20 protein-coding genes, 1 tRNA gene and 1 pseudogene are annotated in these 19,098 nt (G+C 61.6%); 12 read left to right on the top strand and 10 right to left on the bottom strand.

Going from position 1 to position 19,098, the window contains the following annotated elements:
* Window positions 1-167: 167 nt before the first annotated feature.
* Together NKJ81_RS15765 and NKJ81_RS15760 are read right to left on the bottom strand one after the other, a co-directional pair.
* Complete coding sequence (locus NKJ81_RS15765) at window positions 168-317, bottom strand: hypothetical protein (protein WP_352540966.1); 150 nt, start codon at window positions 315-317, stop codon at window positions 168-170.
* 119 nt (window positions 318-436) lie between these two features.
* The gene (locus NKJ81_RS15760) at window positions 437-1,426 is read right to left on the bottom strand and encodes a glutathione S-transferase family protein (protein ID WP_352540965.1); all 990 of its coding nucleotides are present in this window, start codon (window positions 1,424-1,426) and stop codon (window positions 437-439) included.
* A 281-nt stretch (window positions 1,427-1,707) separates the two neighbouring features.
* On the opposite strand from NKJ81_RS15760, the gene NKJ81_RS15755 reads away from it, so the two are divergent.
* The 4 genes from NKJ81_RS15755 to NKJ81_RS15740 all read left to right on the top strand — a co-directional run bounded on the left by NKJ81_RS15755 (window position 1,708) and on the right by NKJ81_RS15740 (window position 4,377).
* A complete protein-coding gene (locus NKJ81_RS15755; protein ID WP_352540964.1) occupies window positions 1,708-2,262 on the top strand; it encodes a GNAT family N-acetyltransferase in 555 nt (184 codons plus the stop codon).
* A gap of 63 nt (window positions 2,263-2,325) precedes the next feature.
* The gene (locus tag NKJ81_RS15750; RefSeq protein ID WP_352540963.1) at window positions 2,326-3,087 is read left to right on the top strand and encodes an SDR family NAD(P)-dependent oxidoreductase; all 762 of its coding nucleotides are present in this window, start codon (window positions 2,326-2,328) and stop codon (window positions 3,085-3,087) included.
* A 16-nt stretch (window positions 3,088-3,103) separates the two neighbouring features.
* Window positions 3,104-3,865, top strand: coding sequence for a HugZ family pyridoxamine 5'-phosphate oxidase (locus tag NKJ81_RS15745; RefSeq protein WP_352540962.1), 762 nt, complete (start codon window positions 3,104-3,106; stop codon window positions 3,863-3,865).
* Window positions 3,866-4,038: 173 nt separating this feature from the next.
* Window positions 4,039-4,377, top strand: a complete 339-nt coding sequence (locus NKJ81_RS15740; protein WP_352540961.1) for an ArsR/SmtB family transcription factor — start codon at window positions 4,039-4,041, stop codon at window positions 4,375-4,377.
* Window positions 4,378-4,449: 72 nt separating this feature from the next.
* On the opposite strand, the gene NKJ81_RS15735 is transcribed toward NKJ81_RS15740, so the two are convergent.
* A complete protein-coding gene (locus tag NKJ81_RS15735) occupies window positions 4,450-5,454 on the bottom strand; it encodes a L,D-transpeptidase (RefSeq protein ID WP_352540960.1) in 1,005 nt (334 codons plus the stop codon).
* A 312-nt stretch (window positions 5,455-5,766) separates the two neighbouring features.
* Between NKJ81_RS15735 and NKJ81_RS15730 the strand changes: the two genes are divergently transcribed.
* Complete coding sequence (locus NKJ81_RS15730; RefSeq protein WP_352502237.1) at window positions 5,767-6,564, top strand: TrmH family RNA methyltransferase; 798 nt, start codon at window positions 5,767-5,769, stop codon at window positions 6,562-6,564.
* 37 nt (window positions 6,565-6,601) lie between these two features.
* Here NKJ81_RS15730 and NKJ81_RS15725 read toward each other — a convergent pair whose 3' ends face one another.
* The gene (locus NKJ81_RS15725) at window positions 6,602-7,765 is read right to left on the bottom strand and encodes a coiled-coil domain-containing protein (protein WP_352540959.1); all 1,164 of its coding nucleotides are present in this window, start codon (window positions 7,763-7,765) and stop codon (window positions 6,602-6,604) included.
* 147 nt (window positions 7,766-7,912) lie between these two features.
* Window positions 7,913-8,494: a DUF1134 domain-containing protein gene (locus NKJ81_RS15720; protein ID WP_023679557.1), complete on the bottom strand. Its 582-nt coding sequence runs from the start codon at window positions 8,492-8,494 to the stop codon at window positions 7,913-7,915.
* 340 nt (window positions 8,495-8,834) lie between these two features.
* Between NKJ81_RS15720 and chpT the strand changes: the two genes are divergently transcribed.
* On the top strand, window positions 8,835-9,464 hold the full coding sequence (gene chpT / locus NKJ81_RS15715) for a histidine phosphotransferase ChpT (RefSeq protein ID WP_352452917.1): 630 nt from the start codon (window positions 8,835-8,837) through the stop codon (window positions 9,462-9,464).
* Window positions 9,465-9,704: 240 nt separating this feature from the next.
* Window positions 9,705-10,073 (top strand): response regulator, encoded by a 369-nt coding sequence (locus tag NKJ81_RS15710; RefSeq protein WP_352452918.1) that lies wholly within the window; start codon window positions 9,705-9,707, stop codon window positions 10,071-10,073.
* 105 nt (window positions 10,074-10,178) lie between these two features.
* Here the strand turns inward: NKJ81_RS15710 and ctrA are convergent, their stop codons facing one another.
* The gene (gene ctrA / locus NKJ81_RS15705) at window positions 10,179-10,874 is read right to left on the bottom strand and encodes a response regulator transcription factor CtrA (protein WP_006203583.1); all 696 of its coding nucleotides are present in this window, start codon (window positions 10,872-10,874) and stop codon (window positions 10,179-10,181) included.
* Window positions 10,875-11,324: 450 nt separating this feature from the next.
* Here ctrA and NKJ81_RS15700 point away from each other — a divergent pair, with 450 nt between their 5' ends.
* The gene (locus NKJ81_RS15700) at window positions 11,325-11,702 is read left to right on the top strand and encodes a flagellar export protein FliJ (RefSeq protein WP_023719275.1); all 378 of its coding nucleotides are present in this window, start codon (window positions 11,325-11,327) and stop codon (window positions 11,700-11,702) included.
* 62 nt (window positions 11,703-11,764) lie between these two features.
* Here the strand turns inward: NKJ81_RS15700 and NKJ81_RS15695 are convergent, their stop codons facing one another.
* Window positions 11,765-12,160: a winged helix-turn-helix transcriptional regulator gene (locus NKJ81_RS15695; RefSeq protein ID WP_352540958.1), complete on the bottom strand. Its 396-nt coding sequence runs from the start codon at window positions 12,158-12,160 to the stop codon at window positions 11,765-11,767.
* Between the two features lie 93 nt (window positions 12,161-12,253).
* Here NKJ81_RS15695 and NKJ81_RS15690 point away from each other — a divergent pair, with 93 nt between their 5' ends.
* Window positions 12,254-13,180: an NADP-dependent oxidoreductase gene (locus NKJ81_RS15690; protein WP_352540957.1), complete on the top strand. Its 927-nt coding sequence runs from the start codon at window positions 12,254-12,256 to the stop codon at window positions 13,178-13,180.
* 57 nt (window positions 13,181-13,237) lie between these two features.
* Here the strand turns inward: NKJ81_RS15690 and sciP are convergent, their stop codons facing one another.
* Window positions 13,238-13,513: a CtrA inhibitor SciP gene (gene sciP, locus NKJ81_RS15685; protein ID WP_023679563.1), complete on the bottom strand. Its 276-nt coding sequence runs from the start codon at window positions 13,511-13,513 to the stop codon at window positions 13,238-13,240.
* 261 nt (window positions 13,514-13,774) lie between these two features.
* Here sciP and mnmA point away from each other — a divergent pair, with 261 nt between their 5' ends.
* Window positions 13,775-14,965 (top strand): tRNA 2-thiouridine(34) synthase MnmA, encoded by a 1,191-nt coding sequence (mnmA, locus tag NKJ81_RS15680; RefSeq protein ID WP_352456412.1) that lies wholly within the window; start codon window positions 13,775-13,777, stop codon window positions 14,963-14,965.
* A 13-nt stretch (window positions 14,966-14,978) separates the two neighbouring features.
* Here the strand turns inward: mnmA and NKJ81_RS15675 are convergent, their stop codons facing one another.
* On the bottom strand, window positions 14,979-15,938 hold the full coding sequence (locus NKJ81_RS15675) for a Gfo/Idh/MocA family protein (protein WP_352466761.1): 960 nt from the start codon (window positions 15,936-15,938) through the stop codon (window positions 14,979-14,981).
* 236 nt (window positions 15,939-16,174) lie between these two features.
* Here NKJ81_RS15675 and NKJ81_RS15670 point away from each other — a divergent pair.
* A tRNA-Met gene (locus NKJ81_RS15670) sits at window positions 16,175-16,251 on the top strand.
* Here the strand turns inward: NKJ81_RS15670 and NKJ81_RS15665 are convergent.
* On the bottom strand, window positions 16,208-17,896 hold the full coding sequence (locus NKJ81_RS15665; RefSeq protein ID WP_352541096.1) for a recombinase family protein: 1,689 nt from the start codon (window positions 17,894-17,896) through the stop codon (window positions 16,208-16,210). The genes NKJ81_RS15670 and NKJ81_RS15665 overlap by 44 nt on opposite strands.
* Window positions 17,897-18,695: 799 nt before the next feature.
* Here NKJ81_RS15665 and NKJ81_RS15660 point away from each other — a divergent pair.
* Window positions 18,696-19,098 (top strand): annotated as a pseudogene (locus NKJ81_RS15660) (hypothetical protein); the annotation flags it as partial.

Genomic DNA, 19,098 nt, shown 5'->3' with positions numbered 1-19,098 from the left:
CTTTACACGGGAATTAATGTGACAACATTTTCCGTTATAGCGTTAATTTCGACAATAGTTCTTGGGATAGATCCATACATGTTAGCAAAAGTTGGAAGATTCATCCAATTCACAATACAATTAGTTGCGGCATTCGTGACATATTTCGTTTTTATAAAGCGACATGCTCAGCTTTTTACTCGCACTGAATTCTGGAAAATGGTCGGATTCTCAACCCTGATAGAAATGATTTTGGGAATGGCTGTGCTTCTGCCGTCGGGATTGTTACGCGCAATCCCGCCCCAGATGTCGGTCGTGATCGTCATGATCAGCGGCATCGTTGCGTTCCTTGCAACGTCGCTCGGCTACTCCAATCGATTTGGAAATACCATATTGAAAGCTGAACTCGTTAGAAGGGCAAAGATGGACTCCGAGACCTTCCGCTAGATCGCTGATTTCACGCCGCCTTCCTGAACCTGTCCCGGTCATGCGGCGCGCCGTAGTCCAGCTCCGGCCCGACCGGCACGATGCGCGTCGGGTTGATGGTCTCGTGGCTGCCGTAATAATGCGCCTTGATGTGGTGCAAATTCACCGTGCCGGCGACGCCCGGCACCTGGTAGAGATCGCGCAGGTAATTCGACAGGTTCGGATAGTCGGCGATGCGGCGCAGATTGCACTTGAAATGGCCGATATAGACCGGGTCGAAGCGGACCAGTGTCGTGAACAGCCGCCAGTCCGCCTCGGTGATGCGGCCGCCGACGAGATAGCGCTGCCTTGACAGACGGTCCTCCAGCATGTCGAGCGCCGAGAACAATTCGCCGAATGCCTCCTCGTAGGCTGCCTGCGTGGTGGCGAAGCCGGCACGGTAGACGCCGTTGTTGACCGCGGGATAGACCAGCGCATTGATCGCATCGATCTCGCCGCGCAACGGTTGCGGATAAAAATCGAGCCTGGCATCGCCCCATTCGTCGAAGGCCGAATTGAGCATGCGGATGATCTCGGAGGATTCGTTGGAAACGATGGTCTGCTCGCGTTTGTCCCACAGCACCGGAACGGTGACTCGGCCCGAATAGCCGGGATCGGCCCTGGTGTAGATCTGGTGCAGGAAATCGAGGCCGTAGAGCGTGTCGCCGGTGGCGCCGTCCTCGGCCAGGAACGTCCAGCCGTCGGCGCCCATGAAATGATGGACGACCGAGACGGAAATCACGTCCTCGAGTTTTTTGAGCACGCGAAAGATCAACGTCCGATGCGCCCACGGGCAGGCGAGCGAGACATAGAGGTGGTAGCGGCCGGGCTCGGCCTTGAAGCCGCGTTTTCGCCCTTCGGCCGGCGCGCCGTCGCGGGTCACCCAGTCGCGCCACTGCGACTGCGCGCGCACGAATTTGCCGCCGCTCTCCCCGCTATCGTACCGGCGGTCCTGCCATTGGCCTTCGACTAGCAATCCCATGCAATATCCTTTCGCGTTCCTACCCGATGTAGGGCACCAAGCGGCGCCGCGGAAATCCCCGATGCTGAACAGATCGTCAACGGCTGCGTCGTCGAGTGCGCGTCGGCTGCGCGGGCCGATTGCGGCGGCTGAAAATTGGTGCTAGCGGACATCCGCATGTTCGACTTTGCCGTGATCCGGTTCGACCGACGACGAAAGAGCGCCCGCGCTTGATGAAGCGCTGACTGGCGAACGCTGCCGCTTGCAGCAAACCTTTCCTCGCATACCGGAACGCAAAGACCATGAGCCTTGCCGACTTGAAATACCTGGCCGACGTGAAATACCTGCCGGAAACTCCGGCGCACGATCCTGAAATCGAAGCCATCAATGACGAGGCCTTCGGGCCAGGCCGTTTCGTGCTCGCCGCCTACAAGATCCGCCAAGGTGGCCCGCATGAACGGGCTTTGTCCTTCGTGGCCGTCGATGGCGCAATCGTCGTCGCCTCGGTACGGATGACGCGCATCGCCGCCGGTGCCGGCCGCGCGCTGATGCTCGGGCCGCTCGCTGTGCGGCCGGCCTTCAAAAATTTCGGCATCGGCCGCCGGCTGGTGGCAATCGCGCTGGAAGCCGCCGCCAAGGCCGGCGCGCCGGCGGTGATGCTGGTCGGCGACGAACCCTACTACGGCCCGCTCGGCTTCAGGAGGCTGCCGCGCGGGCAGATCTCGATGCCGCGTCCGGTCGACCCCGACCGGCTTTTGGCGCACGAGATCGTGCCGGGCGCGTTGGCGAGGCTGGCGGGCGAGGTTTGCCACGCCGACCAGGCAAGGATTGCCGCGCACATCGCCGCGATGGCATGACCATGCCGGTGCTGTCGCACGGTGGCTTGGCGGCATAGTCTGGGCACGGAGGAGGACGTCGAGATGAACCCGAACGGCCAGATTGCGATCGTCACCGGTGGCGGCTCCGGCCTTGGCGAGGCGACGGCGCGCGCTCTTGCCGCCGGCGGCGCCAGGGTTGCCGTCCTCGATCTCGGTATCGAGCGTGCGGCCAAGGTGGCGGCTGACGTCGGCGGCATCGCCGTCCGATGCGATGTGAGCGACGCCGAGAGCGGTGCCGCCGCAGTCGCGGAAGCGGCAGAGACGCTCGGCGCGCCGCGCATCCTGGTCAATTGCGCCGGCATCGTTGTCGGCATGAAGACGATCGGCAAGGACGGACCGCATCCGCTCGATCAATACCGCAAGGTGATCGAGGTCAATCTGATCGGCACCTTCAACATGATCCGCCTGGTCGCCGACCGGACCGCCAGGCTCGAGCCGCTGCAGGGCGGCGAGCGCGGTGTCATCGTCAACACCGCGTCGGTCGCGGCCCATGACGGCCAGATCGGCCAGGCCGCCTATTCCGCGTCCAAGGTCGGCGTCGTCGGCATGACGCTGCCGGTGGCGCGCGATCTCGCCCGCTCCGGCATTCGCGTCTGCACCATCGCACCCGGCATCTTCAGGACGCCGATGATGGCCGGCATGCCGCAGGAGGTGCAGGATTCGCTCGGCGCCGCTGTGCCCTTCCCTTCCCGTTTGGGCGAGCCTTCGGAATACGCGGCACTTGCCTTGCACATCATCGAGAACCAGATGCTCAACGGCGAGACAATTCGCCTCGACGGCGCCATCCGCATGGCGCCGAAATAAATGCGACGGTGATGCCTTGGACGAACCCAGGAAAGACGTGATCCGCGCGACCGATACCGAGGCGATCAGGCTGGCAAAGACGCTGATCCGCAGCGCCCGTTTCGGTGCGTTGGCAGTGCTCGAACCAGGAACCGGTTCGCCGCTGGCCAGCCGGGTCGGCGTCGCCACAGACATCGACGGCACGCCATTGATCCTGGTATCGATGCTGTCCGCTCATACCGGCGCCATCCTTGCCGACCCGCGCTGCTCATTGCTCGTCGGCGAACCCGGCAGGAGCGATCCGCTGGCGCATCCGCGATTGACGCTCGTCTGCCGCGCCGTGCGGCTGGAGCGCGGATCGAACGAACACGCCCGCGCCGAGCGGCGCTACCTCAACCGCAACCCCAAGGCAAAACTCTATGCCGGGCTCGGCGACTTCTCGATTTTCCGGCTCGAACCGGAGCGCGCCAGCCTGAACGGAGGCTTCGGCAAGGCCTATCTGCTCGACCGCACCGATCTGGTCGCGACGGGAGCGATCGTCGAAGAGCTTGCCGCCGGCGAGCAATCGGCGCTCGACCACATGAACGCCGACCATCTCGATGCGATTGCCCTCTACGCAAGTCATTTCGGCGGGGCCGAGAGTGACGGCTGGATCGTCACCGGGTTCGACGCCGACGGGATGGATCTCATATCGGGCGACAATGTCTGTCGGGTTTTCTTCCCCGAGCCGCTGAGAGCGGCGCGCGACCTCAGGCCTGTCCTGGTTGACATGGCCAAGGCGGCCCGATCGGCAAATTAATCACAGCCGCACAGTTAATCGGCTTGCGTGGAAAGCAAGCCTTGAGATTTGAGCGAAATGTTCTACCTTTGCGAGTGACGCTGAATCGCTGGCGTGCATCTATAGGGAAAGTCTATGGAATCCGACGCTATTGCCCCCATAGCGGCGGATGAGCAAGAAGGCATGGGGGATCTATGGTCTCGAACAAACTAGTCGCCAACGCCGGAACCGCGGCTGCGTTTCTGACGCTGATGGGCAACGAAAAACGTTTGTTGATCATGAGCTATCTGGCCGAGGGCGAGATGTCGGTCGGCGCCATAGCCGAGAAGGTGTCGCTCAGCCAATCCGCCCTGTCACAGCATCTGGCCAAGCTCAGGGCTTCCGACCTTGTCGAGACCCGCCGCGACCGGCAAATGATCTATTATTCCTGCAAGTCCGCGGCGGTGCACGAATTGCTGCACATGCTGGACGGCATTTTCGGCGAAGGTGAACTGTCGCAGATGGCTCACCGGCTGCGTCGCGCCGGGACCTGAGCGGCCGGAGCGGAGAACGCCCCGCCAAATCCGCTTTGCTGCCAAGTCCGCCTTGCTGCCAAGTCCGCTTTGCTACTGAACGCGCTCGTCGGCGGCCTGCGCAATCTCGCCCTTGAACTCGACATTCGTGCCCGGCTGCACCATGGAGGCAAGGTCTTCGGCATCCCAATTGGTCAACCGGATGCAGCCATGCGAAAAGGTCGTGCCGATCTTGCCCGGTTCGGGCGTGCCGTGGATGCCGTAGCTTTCGATCGAGAGATCGATCCAGACCGATCCCACGGGGTTGTTCGGCCCGGCAGCGATGGTGAAGGGCCGCTTGGTCTTGACCCCCTTGAAAGCGAAGTCCGGATCGTAGTGATAGGTAGGGTTGTGCACCACGCGCCTGACCTCCGCCATGCCGCTTGGCGCCGGCTTCTCCTCGCTCCCGATCGAGGCGGGGTAGACCGCCAGCCATTTGCCGGCACGGTCGAGCACACGCACCAGGCGAGCGCCCTTGTCGACCTCGACGGTGGCGACGCCGGCGGGAGGGTCGCCTCTGCCGACATCAGGCACCACCAAGGTCCTGCCTGGTTTCCTGAGGCTGGTGCCCGGATTGAGCATTCGCAGCAATTGGTCGCTGACGTGGAAGCGCTCGGCCAACCTCTCCACCGCATTGCGGTAGCCGAGCCGCCGCAAGCGGGCCATCCTCTCCAAGCGAGCCGGAATACGCCTGGTGAAAGGTCCGCGCACATCCTTGCGCATCACCTCATAGGTCACCAGCACCGGCCTGGCGGAGGTTGCGATGAGTTTGCTCCAGGTTTGTGGACTGAGCTTGCCCTCGGGCGGAAGTCCGTTTGCCGCCTGAAACGCGGCGACGGCCTTGGCGAAGTTCTGGGAAAGGCGCCCGTCGATCAGGCCCGGCGAGAAGCGGGCCCGATCCAGAAGGATCTGCGCCTTCAGCAGCATCGGATCGACACCCTTCGGTTCGCCGATAGTGAATTGGGCCTGATTGACGGTGGCTGGATCGAGCTTGGCCGCGCTGGCCACGCCACATGCAAGGGCAAGCGTGGCGGTAAAGACGAGGAGGAGCCTGATCATCGATGTCCTCCCAGGACCGCAGCAGGAGCCCGCCTCTATGACGCGGCATGGCCCCGTGGGGTTCCTTCGCCCCATCGAAATTCTGCATTGAAGCGGCTTGGCCGAAGTGCCGTGCCGCGGGAATCAATATCTCCATGCCGCCAGGAGGCCAGGCAAGGCGTCTCGGCCCGGCGCCTTGTGATTGGATTTGACCGTTAGAACGGCGTGCATCCATTTGGACGCTGAGATACGGTCAGAGCTTCGGATCCGGCATCATGCCTTCCGAAGCCGAATCCCGATTCGCGGCCGACGCCAAGATCCGCCGAGGAAGCCATGAATCCGATCCGCATAGACGACCCGCAGGATCCTCGCGTCGCCGCCTATCTCGACATCCGGGAACGCGATCTTGCCGGCCGGCAGGGCCGTTTCGTCGCCGAAGGCAAGGTGGTGCTCGACACGCTGCTTGCCGCCCGTCGCTTCGAGGCAGAATCGGTGCTGGTGCTCGAGAACCGGCTGGCCGGCCTCGATGACGTCCTGCGCAAGGCGCCTGCCGGGCTTCCGATCTATGTCGCATCCGGCGAAGTCATGGACAGGATTGCCGGATTCCACATGCATCGCGGCATATTGGCGATCGGCCGCAAGGGCGCGGCCGTCTCCGCTGAAGCTTTGCTCGGCGCACTGCCCGCCCGCGCGCTGATCGTGGTGCTGGTCGGCATCGCCAATCATGACAATATGGGATCGATCTTCCGCAATGCCGCCGCCTTTGGCGCGGATGCCGCGCTTCTCGATCCGACCTGCTGCGATCCGCTGTACCGCAAGGCAATCCGCGTCTCGGTGGGCGCGGCCTTGAAAGTCCCCTTCGCCTGCTTTGCCGATACCGCGGGCTGCACCGCAATGCTCGACCGGCAAGGCTTCAGCCAATTCGCCTTGTCGCCGCGCGGGCAGATCGACATTCGCGATGCCAAGAGAAACGAGCGGCTGGCGCTCTATCTCGGCACCGAGGGCGAAGGCCTGCCGGAAAGCCTGCTTGCCCGCCTGCAGACGCTGCGGATCGGTATGGCGCAGGGCTTCGACAGCCTGAACGTCGCCGCCGCATCAGCCATCGCGCTGCATCATTTTTCCGGAGCCTAATTTAGAGCCGGGGCGTCCCGCTCGCGCTTGTGGAATCTTAGTCGGTCGAAGCGGCCTTCTGCAGCGCCCGCACCCGATCGGCAAGGCTGCGTCCGCCGCTCCCCGGCCGCGTATCCTCAGGCGCTGCAAGCGCCCGGGCGATCGGCGAATCCGGCCCGTCGAGCTTTGCCGTCAAGGCCACGACTTGCGCCGCCAGATCGTTCATCTCTTCGCGCAATGCCGCGCTGGCGCTGCCGGTATCGTCTCCGGTCCGCGATTTCGACGTTTCGACGGCAGCAAGATCTGTCTTCAGCCGCCTGTTCTCGCGTGCCAGCGACGTCAGCCTGGCCTCCAGCCGCTCGCGGTCGGCGTCGAGCTTGGCGGTTGTCTGTTCGATGTCGCCGTTGGCGGCCACATTGACCTGACTGCCTGGCACGCCGGCAAGACCCACCGCAGGCGCCCTTTCAGCGCCTTTCGGCTTTTCGCGAAGGCGCACCAGTTCCTTCTCGCGGCGCTCGAGCCTGTCCTCGCGATCGGCCAGCGAGGCGAGCAGGCGTTCGACCTTCTTTTCCAGGTCGCCGGTTCTTTTCTTCTCGGCCTTCAGCGCGTCCCGCAAAACCTTGCTTTCGGCTGCCAATTCCTGGCTGCGCCTGTCCGCCTCCTTGCGCTGGCCGCGCAGCAGCGAAATGTCGCTTGCCAACTTCTGCAGCTCGGATTCGCGCGCCACCAGCTCGATCTGCCGGCTGCTGGATGAAAAACTGGCGTCGTCATACATGTGCTCCAGTTTCCGCAGTTCGAGCCCGCGCTTTTCGAGGGCGCGCTCGGTCTCCGCAAGCCGTTCCGACAGCTGCTGCAGTTGCTCATCGCGCTTGCGAAGCTCCTCGCCGCTGGCTGTAAGATCGGCGACGACCCGGTTCTTGTCCTGTCGCTCGGCCGCCAATTCCTTCAGGGCTTCGCGGTCGCGGCCGATCTCGACCAGCTGTTCGGCGGCTTTCTCGCGCAATGACTTGACGTTCATTTCAAGCCGGCGCACCGAAACCGCGAACTCGGCGCGAATGCGATCCTTGTCCGCCTGGATCTCGGCCAGCGTCAACGGCATCGAGCCCTCGACGCGCTTGCGCGTCAGCGCCACCGCCCGCCGCCACACGGCCGGAGCAATCATCAGCGCCAGAAAGCCGGCGCAGAGAAAGCCGAGAACAAAGAACAGGATCGACTGGACCAAGATGACTATCCGTTGTGCATGGCAACCGCCAAAGGTCGACTTTGCCATCTTCGCATGACGGAAATCCGGCACCACGGCAAGAGTATGCTGCGGCAAAGCTCAGACCGTGGGATCACAGCTCCAATCGCAGTGGCGCCATCATGCAGGTCAGAACGGATTCCAGGTCGCGCGCTGGGTGAGCTTGAGGTAGCCGAGATTGACGCCGAGACGAGCGCCGACGCCGGTACGGATCGGCACGAGCAGCACATTGTTGTTCTTCAGCACGTTGAAGCCGACGCCGGCGACGACATAGGCGGAGCCGGCGACGCCGCCAAAACGATTATACAGGCTGCTCACATCGTCGAGATTGTAGACCAGCATCATGACGCGCGAGCCCTCGCCGCCGAAATCCCAGCCGAGCGAAGGGCCTTGCCAGAACACTTTGTGGTCGCCGGCATTCTTGGTGTAGAGCGTGCCTTCGCCATAGGTCAGGCCACCGATCAGCGCCCCGGACCCCTCTTCGCCGAGCAGATAGCCGTTCGGCAGGCCATAGGTGGCGAAAATCTTCTCGACGACGGTGGCGAGCCCGCCCGACGTCGCGCCGAAGAATTTATGACCGGAATCGACGATCTCCTGCGCGGTGTATTCCTGCGCCCGCGCGGCCGATGCCGAAAAGGCGACAAGGCCGATGAGCGCGATCGTCATTGAGATGACACGGAAAAAAGTCCGGTCGTAGAATCGGGAAACCATGCTTCCAATCTCCGTCAGGGAGCACTTTCGCCGACGCCTCGCACCCGTACGGCTCTTTGGCGGCCGTTAAGGATGACTGTTAGGGGCAAACTATGCCGTAATCCTTTTTCAACCATTAAACTCCCACATGAAGATGGCGGTTCGAAGGCTGTTTTCACATCGCCCGCGCAGCACCCTGCTGCGTGAACACGCCATTTTCGACAATCATGATTTCGGATTTGTTGCTGCACGCACAAGCGCTGTGTATTCAGAATGCTTGGGAGAGAGCGTGATTCGTGTGGACAGGCGTGATCATGATCGCCCGGTCATTGTGTTGTGAAATTTGCAGGGATTTTTGCCGATGGCCGAGCTTTTCACCCTTTCCGCACCCGATCTGGCAGCGCTGCTGTGCAGCCGGGTCTGCCACGACATCATTTCGCCGGTCGGCGCCATAAACAACGGGCTTGAGCTGCTCGACGAAGGCGGCGCCGACGAAGACGCCATGAAGCTGATCCGCCAAAGCGCCAAAAACGCCTCCGCCCGCCTGCAATTCGCCCGCATCGCCTTCGGCGCCGCCGGTTCCGCCGGCATGCTGATCGACACCGGGGACGCCGAGGCCGTGGCCATCGCCTTCCTGAAGAACGAGAAGCCGGAACTGATCTGGAACGGAACCCGCGCACTGTTGCCCAAGAACAAGGTCAAGCTGCTGCTCAATCTCATCCTCGTCGCTAACGCCGCCATTCCGCGCGGCGGCAGGCTGGTGGTCACGCTGGAGAACCTCGAGACCGAGCCGCGCTTTGCGCTCGCGGCGAGCGGCCCGATGCTCCGCGTGCCGCCCAAATTCCTGGAATTGCATTCCGGCCACAGGCCGGAAGAGCCGATCGACGCGCATTCGGTGCAGCCCTATTACACGCTGCTCCTGGCCCGCGAAGCCAACATGACGATTTCGATCCATGCGACCGCCGACGAGATCGTCCTTTCGGCAGCCTGAAGTTCTCCTAAAGAGTGGGGAAAGTATTTTTCTCAAGTCATATTTGCGGCGTTGTTCCTAACATCTGTGGGGCGGGCTTGCGGATTGATTGCGTGAAGCATTGCGAAAGAAGATTTCACTTAAAACACCTTCAGGAAAATTTTACCTAACGGCTTTTCGGCTTCTTTACCAGATCGGCCTATGTTCCCCGGCAGATGCCACGACGCTGCCGGTTCGCCGCATGGCAAAGAGGGTCCCGGAATGAAACGCTGCATGTTCGTCGACAATTCGAGCGTCATCAGGAAGGTCGCAAGGCGTATCCTGGGCGGTTCCGGCATGATGGTGATCGAAGCCGCCAGCGGCCACGAGGCGATCGAGATGTGCGCGGCCGACATGCCTGATATCATCGTCGTCGACGGCGCCTTGCCGGACATGCAGGCGCAGGACCTCATCCGCCGCCTGCGCGCCATGGAAAGCCCGGTATTGCCGCAGGTTTTGATTTCGCTGGTCGAGGTCGATGTCGGGGCGATCATGCGGGCAAAACGAGCCGGCGCCCAGGGCTACCTGCTGAAGCCGTTCAACCGGCCGCAACTGCTCGAGTGCTTCCGCGCCTTGAAGATTGCCGCCTGATCAGAGCTGTTCCATTCCGACGAAAATCGGATCGGCTCTATCTTGTTGTTCTGCCGGGTTCTTTTCCGAAAAAATCGGCGCCCACCTTGGGATCACGCCCCTAGTTCAGGCGCTGACGCGGATATCTTCGGGCTCACGCAGCACATAGCCGCGGCCCCAGACGGTCTCGATGTAATTCTGCCCGCCAGACGCGGCGTCAAGCTTCTTGCGCAGCTTGCAGATGAAGACGTCGATGATCTTCAGTTCTGGCTCATCCATGCCGCCATAGAGATGGTTAAGGAACATTTCCTTGGTCAGCGTGGTGCCCTTGCGCAGCGAGAGCAGTTCCAGCATCTGATATTCCTTGCCGGTCAGATGCACGCGCTGGCCACCGACCTCAACGGTCTTGGCATCGAGATTGACCACTAGGTCGCCGGTGGTGATGACCGACTGGGCGTGGCCCTTGGAACGCCGCACGATGGCATGGATGCGGGCGACCAGTTCGTCCTTGTGAAAGGGCTTGGTCATGTAATCGTCGGCGCCGAAGCCGAGGCCGCGCACCTTGTCCTCGATGCCGGCCATGCCGGAGAGGATTAGGATCGGCGTCTTCACCTTGGACAGGCGAAGTGTTCTCAAAACTTCATAGCCCGACATGTCGGGGAGATTGAGGTCGAGGAGAATGATGTCGTAATCGTAAAGCTTGCCTAGATCGACGCCCTCTTCACCAAGGTCAGTCGTATAGACATTGAAACTTTCCGATTTCAGCATCAGCTCGATGCTTTGTGCGGTTGCACTGTCGTCTTCTATCAGCAGAACGCGCATTTCATTCCCCTTTTCTGCTGCCGGACCATTTCACGACCCGTCCAGGACCGGAGCAGTGATTGCCTGAGCAGAGGCTGCCATCGAATGGTTAATAAAACCTAATTCCCCGTCCATGACGGTATCAGATTTTTTAACCCCTTTCTACACCTTGTTGAATCCAATAACGAATCACAGACCCAAACCGTTAACGCAGCACATTAATAAGCCAGACTAAGTGACTCTTCGGACTCGTTGGCCGGGTTTCCCGACGAGAAGCAGAATTTTTACCCGCCCTTAAGTCCTGAGCCGTATGATTAACAATGCCCGTAAACGAATGGTTACCGCCGGCAAAAAACTTTAGGAGTTTGTTTCCCATAGTTCGGGGAAAGCCGGTGGAAACGGGTCAAGCCTGGGCCTTGCCGGGTGAATTGGACGATATGTGCAGGTGTGCGTTTCCGGGAGTACCGAATCATGAAGTCACGTGAAAACCTCGTTCGGCTGAAGCAATTTCAGGTGAGCGAGAAGCGGCGGCAGCTGCTGCAGCTCGACATGATGATCGCCGAATTCGAGCGCATGGCCGTCGAGCTGGAACTTCAGATTGCTGCCGAAGAGAAGAAGGCCGGCATCACCGACATCAATCACTTTGCTTATCCGACCTTCGCCAAGGCGGCACGTCTGCGCCGCGACAACCTTAGAAATTCGCAAAGCGACCTCGCCCAGCAGCGAAATGTCGCCGAATCATTGCTGAGCGAAGCCGAAGCGGAGCTTTCCAAGGCCGAGATGCTGGAATCGCGCGACACCAAGGCGCGCGACACAGAAGCCGGCGGCCGCAGCGCCATGATCGGGTGAAAACAAGACTTTAACGCGCGTCGCGCTTGCGCGCTATTGCTGCGCACCGAACTGTGCCCGCCTCAGGCATCCAGATCTTCTTGCTGTTCCGCCGCCCGTGCGCGCGCATTTTTGATGTCGGGCACATGCTGCTCCGACCAGGCTCTGATCTGATTGAGCAGCCCTGCCAGGTTCTGGCCAAGTTCGGTCAACTCATATTCGACCCGCGGCGGAATGACCGGGAAAACCTCGCGCCGCACAAGCCCGTCGCGTTCCAGGATACGCAGCGTCTGCGTCAGCATTTTCGGCGTGATGCCTTCGAGCTTGCGCGCCAATTCGCCGTTGCGGAGCCGGCCCCGGCGCAGCGCACAGATCACCAGGTAGACCCATTTGCTGGCGAGCGTCTCGAGCACGGCGTGTGACGGGCACGACCGCCGAAAGGCGTCATAGCCAAAAGGGGAACCATCTTCACTATCCATGGGGTGCATATATATCAAAAAGGTACATACTAGACAAGAGAAAATAACTATCCAAATGATAGTGGCACATCAAAACCAGCAGGAGAGCCTTCCATGCGTGCCATTATCCAGAATTCCTTCGGCGGACCCGATGTCCTCGTCATTGCCGATCGCCCCGCGCCATCACCCGAAGCCGGCGAAGTGCTCGTCCGCATCGAAGCGGCCGGCATCAATCCGGTCGATGGTGCGGTGCGCGGCGGCCACTATCCGCTGCTTGGCGAGCCGCCTTTTGTCCTTGGCTGGGATGTTTCGGGGACTGTCGAGGCGCTGGGCTCCGGCGTCTCCGGCCTCAAGGTCGGCGATGCCGTGTTCGGCATGCCGCGCTTTCCCAAACAGGCGGCAGCCTACGCCGAACTCGCCGCTGTCCCGGCTGATGAGCTTGCGCCGAAACCTGAAGGCATAGATCACGCGCAAGCCGCCGCGCTGCCGCTGGCCGGCCTGACGGCCTGGCAAGGCCTTGTCCGCCATGGCCGGCTCGATTCTGGCAAGCGCGTGCTGATCCACGCCGGAGCCGGCGGCGTCGGCCACCTGGCGGTGCAGATCGCCAAGGCGCACGGCGCTTACGTCGTCGCGACCGCCAGCCCGGAAAAGCTCGATTTCGTCCGCTCGCTCGGCGCCGACGAGGTGATCGACTACACAAGGGATGATTTCACCGCGAAGGCCCGCGACATCGATCTGGTTCTGGACCCGTTCGGCGGCGTGCATGCGGAGCAATCACTGAAAGTGCTCACTGCCGGCGGCGTTCTGGTGTCGCTGCTCGATGTCAGCGATGCCACCAAGGCAAAGGCCAGGACGCGAGGCATCCGCGTCGAGCGCATGTCCGTAGTGCCCGACCGTGCCGCTCTGGTGGAGCTCGGCAAATTGATCGACGCGAAAAAGCTGGCCGTCCACGTGGCAAAGGCGTTTCCGCTCGAACAGGCCGGTGCCGCCCATGCCTTTCTCGCCACCAGGCCGATCGGCAAGGTGGTGCTGACGGTCTGAAATTGCAGATCGTCGACCCTCGCAGACGTAAGGGCGCTGATCAGCGCCCTTATCGGCCTAATGCCGGTATTGCTGGATGCGCGTGGTGCGCAGGCCGGCAAGGCCGTATTCGTCGATCGACGCTTGCCAGGACAGGAATTCCTCGGTGGTGAGCTTGTAGCGCTGGCATGCCTCTTCGAGGCTCAAAAGCCCGCCACGCACCGCCGCCACCACTTCCGCCTTGCGCCGGATAACCCAGCGACGTGTGTTTGTCGGCGGCAGATCGGCGATGGTAAGTGGGCTGCCGTCCGGCCCGATAACATATTTGACTCGCGGTCTAATTAGATCGGTCATCGTACTCTCTACAAAAAACTCAAAGACCCAATCCCCACCACATTACCGCCACAGCTTTAAAATTTGCCTAAGCAGACCCTAATGGTTAGGTAAGGATCATGAACGCGGCGTTAGCCTTTTCATCGGCATTTGAAACATCTGCCGGCAAGCGCATTGAACCCGGCAGGAAAAATGAGCCGGCCCGGCAAAGCTGGCGCAGCCGAGACGCTTGACCTATATTCCGGCCATTGGCATTGAAGCGCCGCGCAGAACGAAAGAACCATGAACAGCCTCGATCTTCCCGGACGCCCCGAAAACACCCGCGTCGTCGTCGCCATGTCGGGCGGTGTCGATTCGTCGGTCGTTGCCGGCCTCCTGAAGCGCGAGGGCTACGACGTCGTCGGTGTCACGCTGCAGCTTTATGACCACGGCGCGGCAACGCACCGGGCCGGCTCATGCTGCGCCGGCCAGGACATCGACGATGCCCGCCGCGTCTCCGAGACGCTCGCCATCCCGCATTACGTCCTCGATTACGAGGAGCGCTTCCGCAAGGCGGTGATCGACCCGTTCGCCGAGAGCTATGTCGCCGGCGAAACGCCGATCCCTTGCGTTTCCTGCAATCAGACGGTGAAATTCGCCGACCTTCTTGCGACCGCCAAGGAACTCGGCGCCGACGCGCTGGCGACCGGCCACTACATCCGTTCCGGCGCCAATGGCGCCCACCGCGCGCTTTACCGGCCGGTCGACGCCGACCGCGACCAGAGCTACTTCCTGTTCGCCACCACCCAGGCACAGATCGACTATCTGCGTTTTCCGCTCGGCGGCCTGTCGAAGCCTGAGGTTCGCGCCATCGCCGAGGAGATGGGACTGACGGTTGCGGCCAAGCAGGACAGCCAGGACATCTGCTTCGTGCCGCAGGGCAAGTATTCCGACATCATCGCCAAGCTGAAGCCGGCTGCCGCCAATCCAGGCGACATCGTCCATATAGACGGGCGCGTGCTTGGCCGCCACGAGGGCATTTTGCGCTACACCGTCGGTCAGCGCCGCGGCATCGGCATCGCCTCGGGCGAGCCGCTCTACGTCGTTCATCTCGACGCCGACCGGGCCCGCGTCGTCGTCGGCCCGCGCGAGGCGCTGGAGACCCACAAGATCTTCTTGCGCAACATGAACTGGCTGGGCGATGGCCCGCTGACCGCTATCCCGGCGGCCGGGCTTGAGCTTTTCGCCAAGGTGCGCTCGACGCGGCCGCCGCGCCCGGCCGTGCTGCATCACCGCGCCGGTGTCACTTCGGTGGAACTGGTAGACGGCGAATCCGGCATCGCGCCCGGTCAGGCTTGCGTGCTCTATTCCGACGATGGCAACGAGGCGCGCGTGTTCGGCGGCGGCTTCATCGAGCGCTCCGAGCGCGGCGCCGAGGCCGAGGCGATGCTGACGCGGCTTGCCGTCCAGCCGGCGCGGGTACCCGCCGAATAGACGGCGTTTTCTCTTAGGGCCTTGTATGGGCGACGGTGCCGGCGGTCAGGATGCGCAGCACGCGGATGGCCTCCTCGCCGCTGGTGCGCGGTTCGGCCCGCGTCTCGATGCAGTGGATGAAATGCTCCAACTCGCGCGTCAGCGGCATGCCCTCACCGACCGCGACATAGGACGGCTCGTTGGCGGTGAACGCCCATTGGCCGCTGTCCTGCCACACCGCGTGGCGATAGACGGCAAGCTTGCGCTCCCACGGCTCGACATCGTCGAACACCGCCATCGCCTTGGTGCCGACAACGGTCAGCCGCCGTTCGCGGTAAGGGTTGAGCCGCGAGGCGAACAGATGGCCGCGCAGGCCGTTGGGAAAGCGCATGTGCAGATGCGCAAAGTCGCTGAGATTGTCGAGAAGAGCAGCGCCTTCGCCGCGCACTTCGACCGGTTCGGTGCCCGTGATGGCCAGGATCATCGACAGATCGTGCGGCGCCAGATCCCATAGCGCGTCGTTTTCGGTGTGGAACTTGCCGAGGCCGAGCCGATGCGAATGGATGTAGCGGACTTCGCCGAGTTCGCCATTGTCGATCAGCGCCTTCAGCGTCTCGAAGGCGGGATGAAAGCGCAGCACGTGGCCGACCATGAAGACACGGCCATTATCGGCGGCCGCCTGCACCGAGCGTTCGGCATCGGCCACCGTCAGCGCGATCGGCTTCTCCACCAGCACGTCCTTGCCGCCGAGCACGGCGCGCACCGCCATGTCGGCATGGAACTGCGGCGGCAGCGCCATGACGATGGCGTCGACATCGTCGCGGGCAAACAGCGCCTCCGGCTCTATGGCCAGGCAATCCTGCTCGCTGGCAAAACCCTCCGCGCGCGCGGGGTTGACGTCCGAAACCGCATGCAGCGCGCCGAGCGCCTTTAGGGTGCGGATGTGGTTGCTGCCCCAGTATCCGCAACCGAGGACTGCAATGCGCGGTTTCATGAATTCATGACCATGACTTTCGTGGCCGAGACATAGCGACGTGCCTCGCTGAACTCAACCCCGGCCTGTGCGCCCAAATGTCTGCCCGGCAAAGCTTTCGGCGCCAGCAATATGCCGGCGCGGCAGCCACTTCGATGCTTGACAGGCTTGGCCTCGCAACCTTATATCCGCGCGACCTTGGCGAACGCGCCGATATGCCTGCCGATTTAAGCTGGATTTCGGGCCTTCGCCGCCCTGGCGGGGTAGCTCAGTTGGTTAGAGCACGGGAATCATAATCCTGGGGTCGGGGGTTCAAGTCCCTCTCCCGCTACCACCTTAGACCCACTATCGTACGTAATAGTGGGATTTTGCCTGTCGCGCTCCTCGGCCACCGCGCGTTCTCCTGCATACCGCGCTTGGGGGAAGGTGTTGCCACCGATGAGGGCGGCAAGCTTGCCTTTAACCTCAATCTCAAAACCCTGTCGCGGCCCTTTGGGATGAACCGTCACACTATGAACGAGCGCGCGGAAGCTCCTCACCAGCGCCCCCCGATCGTCGTCCGCCTCCGCGTGATGAGCTAAGACCGAAGCGAGCTCATCGACCGTTTTGACATACTTCTCTATCGCTGCCGGATGCAGGGTAAGGGTCGATGGCGCCTCTTCAAGGTTGGCAAGTTCTACCTCCGCCTCGATGCGTCGATCTTTCAACTCGGCGATACGCTCTCGGGCGTCGTCATCGCCAATGACTCGCTTGACTACCAAGTCAATGTTGCGTTGTCGCTCGGCTTCAATACGCGCGATCTTTGTCTCGAGGGCGACCCGAGCGTTGGTCGCTTGGGCCGCCAGCCGGTGACGCTCTTCGTTATAGTTCCGCACGTAGATGTCAATGAGACGTGGATCCTTCAGTTCGTCACGCATTCCATCCAATACAGCATTCTCTACGCTCCGCAGGTAGACTATGCGACTATTGGAACAGCTGCCGCTCTCACGAACTGTCGAGCAGCGGATTCGTGTTTTGCCGGTCTTGTCGCGATCGTGCACCGACATGCCCGAACCGCAGCAACCACATCGCAACAAGCCCGAGAGGAGATGCGGTGGCCGACGCTTCACATTTGAGTTCAGACGAGATCTTTCTGTCTTCAAGTCCTGCGCGCGTCGCCATATCTCTTCGTCAACGATGCGCAGGTGTGGGACATCAATCGTCTGCCACTGGTCGCGGCTATTAGGACGGGACAAGCGCCTGCCGGTATCTGGGTCCTTAACCATCCGAACCTTGTTCCAGACGATGCGCCCAAAATATAGCTCGTTCAAAATCAGCCCCGCGCCGCGTTGTGCATTCCCGTTGATGGTAGAGGCGTTCCAACGAGTGCCGCGAGGCGGACAAACCCCTTCCCGATTTAGATCTTGTGCGATTTCGCGTGGTGGCCGGCCAGAGATGTAGGCCGCAAAAATCCGGCGAACAACCTCAGCCTCCTCTTCGACGATCTCCAGTTCACCGGGACGCCCAGGAAGTGCCCGATACCCGTACGCGCGACCGCCGGCGTGGCGCCCGTCCCGGACCACACCGGCCATTCCTCGACGTACCTTTTTTGCGCCATCCTCGCGCTGCATCTGGCCCACCAAACCTCGTATTCCGATCAAGATTGCGTCAGCTGTGCCGTCGTGAACAGCTTGGATCTCGATCCCTAGGAATGACAGTCGTTTGTGCAGTCCAGCGAGATCCTCCATATCGCGCGAAAGGCGATCGAGTGCCTCAACAATGACGACGTCAAACTTTCGTTCGCGCGCCGCATCCATCAATTTCATGAGGCCGTCACGGCCAAACATCGAAGATCCCGAGCGAGCTTTGTCCTCGTAAGCCGCAACCACATCAAGCTGATGCCGTGCTGCATACGCGCGACAAAGGACGATCTGGTCATCGGTGGATTTCTCGTTCTGCAGCTCGGTCGAGAACCGGGCGTAAATGGCTGCGCGTATCATTCACGAACCTCGCCGTTGCGGCCAATTGCTTCGACGACATCCAAGTTAGGTGCCGAAGCAGATAGCTTCACAGCGAGATGATCGCGCCTAGCGTCGGCAATCGCAAGAGCTTCCACGAACTGGACTAGCGTGGGATCGACCGCATGCTGCACCTCCCGAGGCGTGCAGGGATTTGGCCCAGCAGCGTTCCGCTGGTTCTCCGATTGTTTCATCGGAATGGAGAATGTGGGGGCATGCGGCGTTAAGAAAGGGGGCCAGGCGCCTGGTCGTACAGATCGGATACGACGACGTGCGAAAAGGACGTATCGGTCTACGCGGAATCAATATCTGGCCTCGGTGATCGGCTCAATGTCGAAGCTTACCGCTTCGCCGCATGCTAAATGGGCTGATGCCTGCGAGCGAACACTGCGAAACCTATTCTCCACGTAAGGTCCCGTGGCCATGGGAACGCTGTCCCCTTGGCCATTTTCTCGCAGAATTTGCGCGTCAGCGTCGGTGACGGGCCCAAGGCGGTAATTCTCTGTTGCTGGGGACGATCAATCAAAGATCCGACCGATGTCGTATCTCTGATCGGCCAAGGGTGCTTGAAAGATAGCCTCCCGCGCCTTCACAAAATTTCCCTGTGGATATTGCCTCTGTGACGACTTGGTGTCGTATTCGTTTGGCGGTGGCTGAGTAGAAGTAAGCAACTTGGGCCGGGGGAATCATGAACAGGTTGCTTGTTGGAGCGGCAATGCTTGCCGCAGGCGTGTTTGGCGTAGATACATCTTTCATTTCTTATATTAGAAACTCTGCAGAAATGACGGCTTTTGCGCAGGGGGCGCAAGGGACTTCGCCAGATGTTGGCGCACCATCGGACGGCGGCTTTGGCAATGGCGGGGCAGCGCTGGGTTCGGGAACAGGCTCCGGTACGGATGATGCTGGTGCAACGCCGGCGGCAAATGCCACGGGAGATGCCGCGCCCGCGGCCGAGGCTCCCGACGCGGCGGCCGAGGTAGGAACGACAGATCAGTCGACCGACGGCGAGGCCGCGCCCGAGGCGCCGGCAGCGGGAGCGACGGTAGCGACGGCAACCACGACCACGACAAGCGGCGATGCCGAGGCGATCGGCACGCCGAAGGTGGATTTGCCGAAGAGTTCAGGCAATGGCAATCTGGGCTATGCCATCGGCATCGATGTCCCGGACTTCCACGGCATCGAAC

This window comes from Mesorhizobium sp. M0018 (assembly GCF_040323955.1).
Taxonomy (GTDB): domain Bacteria; phylum Pseudomonadota; class Alphaproteobacteria; order Rhizobiales; family Rhizobiaceae; genus Mesorhizobium.
This window is presented reverse-complemented; position numbering and strand designations above follow the sequence as displayed.

Bases quoted from the DNA above. Each gene is read 5' to 3' on its own strand.
- mnmA (WP_352456412.1), top strand. From the start codon at position 13,775: ATGAACAGCCTCGATCTTCCCGGACGCCCCGAAAACACCCGCGTCGTC.
- chpT (WP_352452917.1), top strand. From the start codon at position 8,835: ATGGCCGAGCTTTTCACCCTTTCCGCACCCGATCTGGCAGCGCTGCTG.
- NKJ81_RS15755 (WP_352540964.1), top strand. From the start codon at position 1,708: ATGAGCCTTGCCGACTTGAAATACCTGGCCGACGTGAAATACCTGCCG.
- NKJ81_RS15690 (WP_352540957.1), top strand. From the start codon at position 12,254: ATGCGTGCCATTATCCAGAATTCCTTCGGCGGACCCGATGTCCTCGTC.
- NKJ81_RS15710 (WP_352452918.1), top strand. From the start codon at position 9,705: ATGAAACGCTGCATGTTCGTCGACAATTCGAGCGTCATCAGGAAGGTC.
- NKJ81_RS15675 (WP_352466761.1), bottom strand. From the start codon at position 15,938: ATGAAACCGCGCATTGCAGTCCTCGGTTGCGGATACTGGGGCAGCAAC.
- NKJ81_RS15695 (WP_352540958.1), bottom strand. From the start codon at position 12,160: ATGGATAGTGAAGATGGTTCCCCTTTTGGCTATGACGCCTTTCGGCGG.
- NKJ81_RS15735 (WP_352540960.1), bottom strand. From the start codon at position 5,454: ATGATCAGGCTCCTCCTCGTCTTTACCGCCACGCTTGCCCTTGCATGT.
- NKJ81_RS15740 (WP_352540961.1), top strand. From the start codon at position 4,039: ATGGTCTCGAACAAACTAGTCGCCAACGCCGGAACCGCGGCTGCGTTT.
- NKJ81_RS15700 (WP_023719275.1), top strand. From the start codon at position 11,325: ATGAAGTCACGTGAAAACCTCGTTCGGCTGAAGCAATTTCAGGTGAGC.
- NKJ81_RS15720 (WP_023679557.1), bottom strand. From the start codon at position 8,494: ATGGTTTCCCGATTCTACGACCGGACTTTTTTCCGTGTCATCTCAATG.
- NKJ81_RS15665 (WP_352541096.1), bottom strand. From the start codon at position 17,896: ATGATACGCGCAGCCATTTACGCCCGGTTCTCGACCGAGCTGCAGAAC.
- NKJ81_RS15760 (WP_352540965.1), bottom strand. From the start codon at position 1,426: ATGGGATTGCTAGTCGAAGGCCAATGGCAGGACCGCCGGTACGATAGC.
- ctrA (WP_006203583.1), bottom strand. From the start codon at position 10,874: ATGCGCGTTCTGCTGATAGAAGACGACAGTGCAACCGCACAAAGCATC.
- sciP (WP_023679563.1), bottom strand. From the start codon at position 13,513: ATGACCGATCTAATTAGACCGCGAGTCAAATATGTTATCGGGCCGGAC.
- NKJ81_RS15765 (WP_352540966.1), bottom strand. From the start codon at position 317: ATGCCGCTGATCATGACGATCACGACCGACATCTGGGGCGGGATTGCG.
- NKJ81_RS15750 (WP_352540963.1), top strand. From the start codon at position 2,326: ATGAACCCGAACGGCCAGATTGCGATCGTCACCGGTGGCGGCTCCGGC.
- NKJ81_RS15730 (WP_352502237.1), top strand. From the start codon at position 5,767: ATGAATCCGATCCGCATAGACGACCCGCAGGATCCTCGCGTCGCCGCC.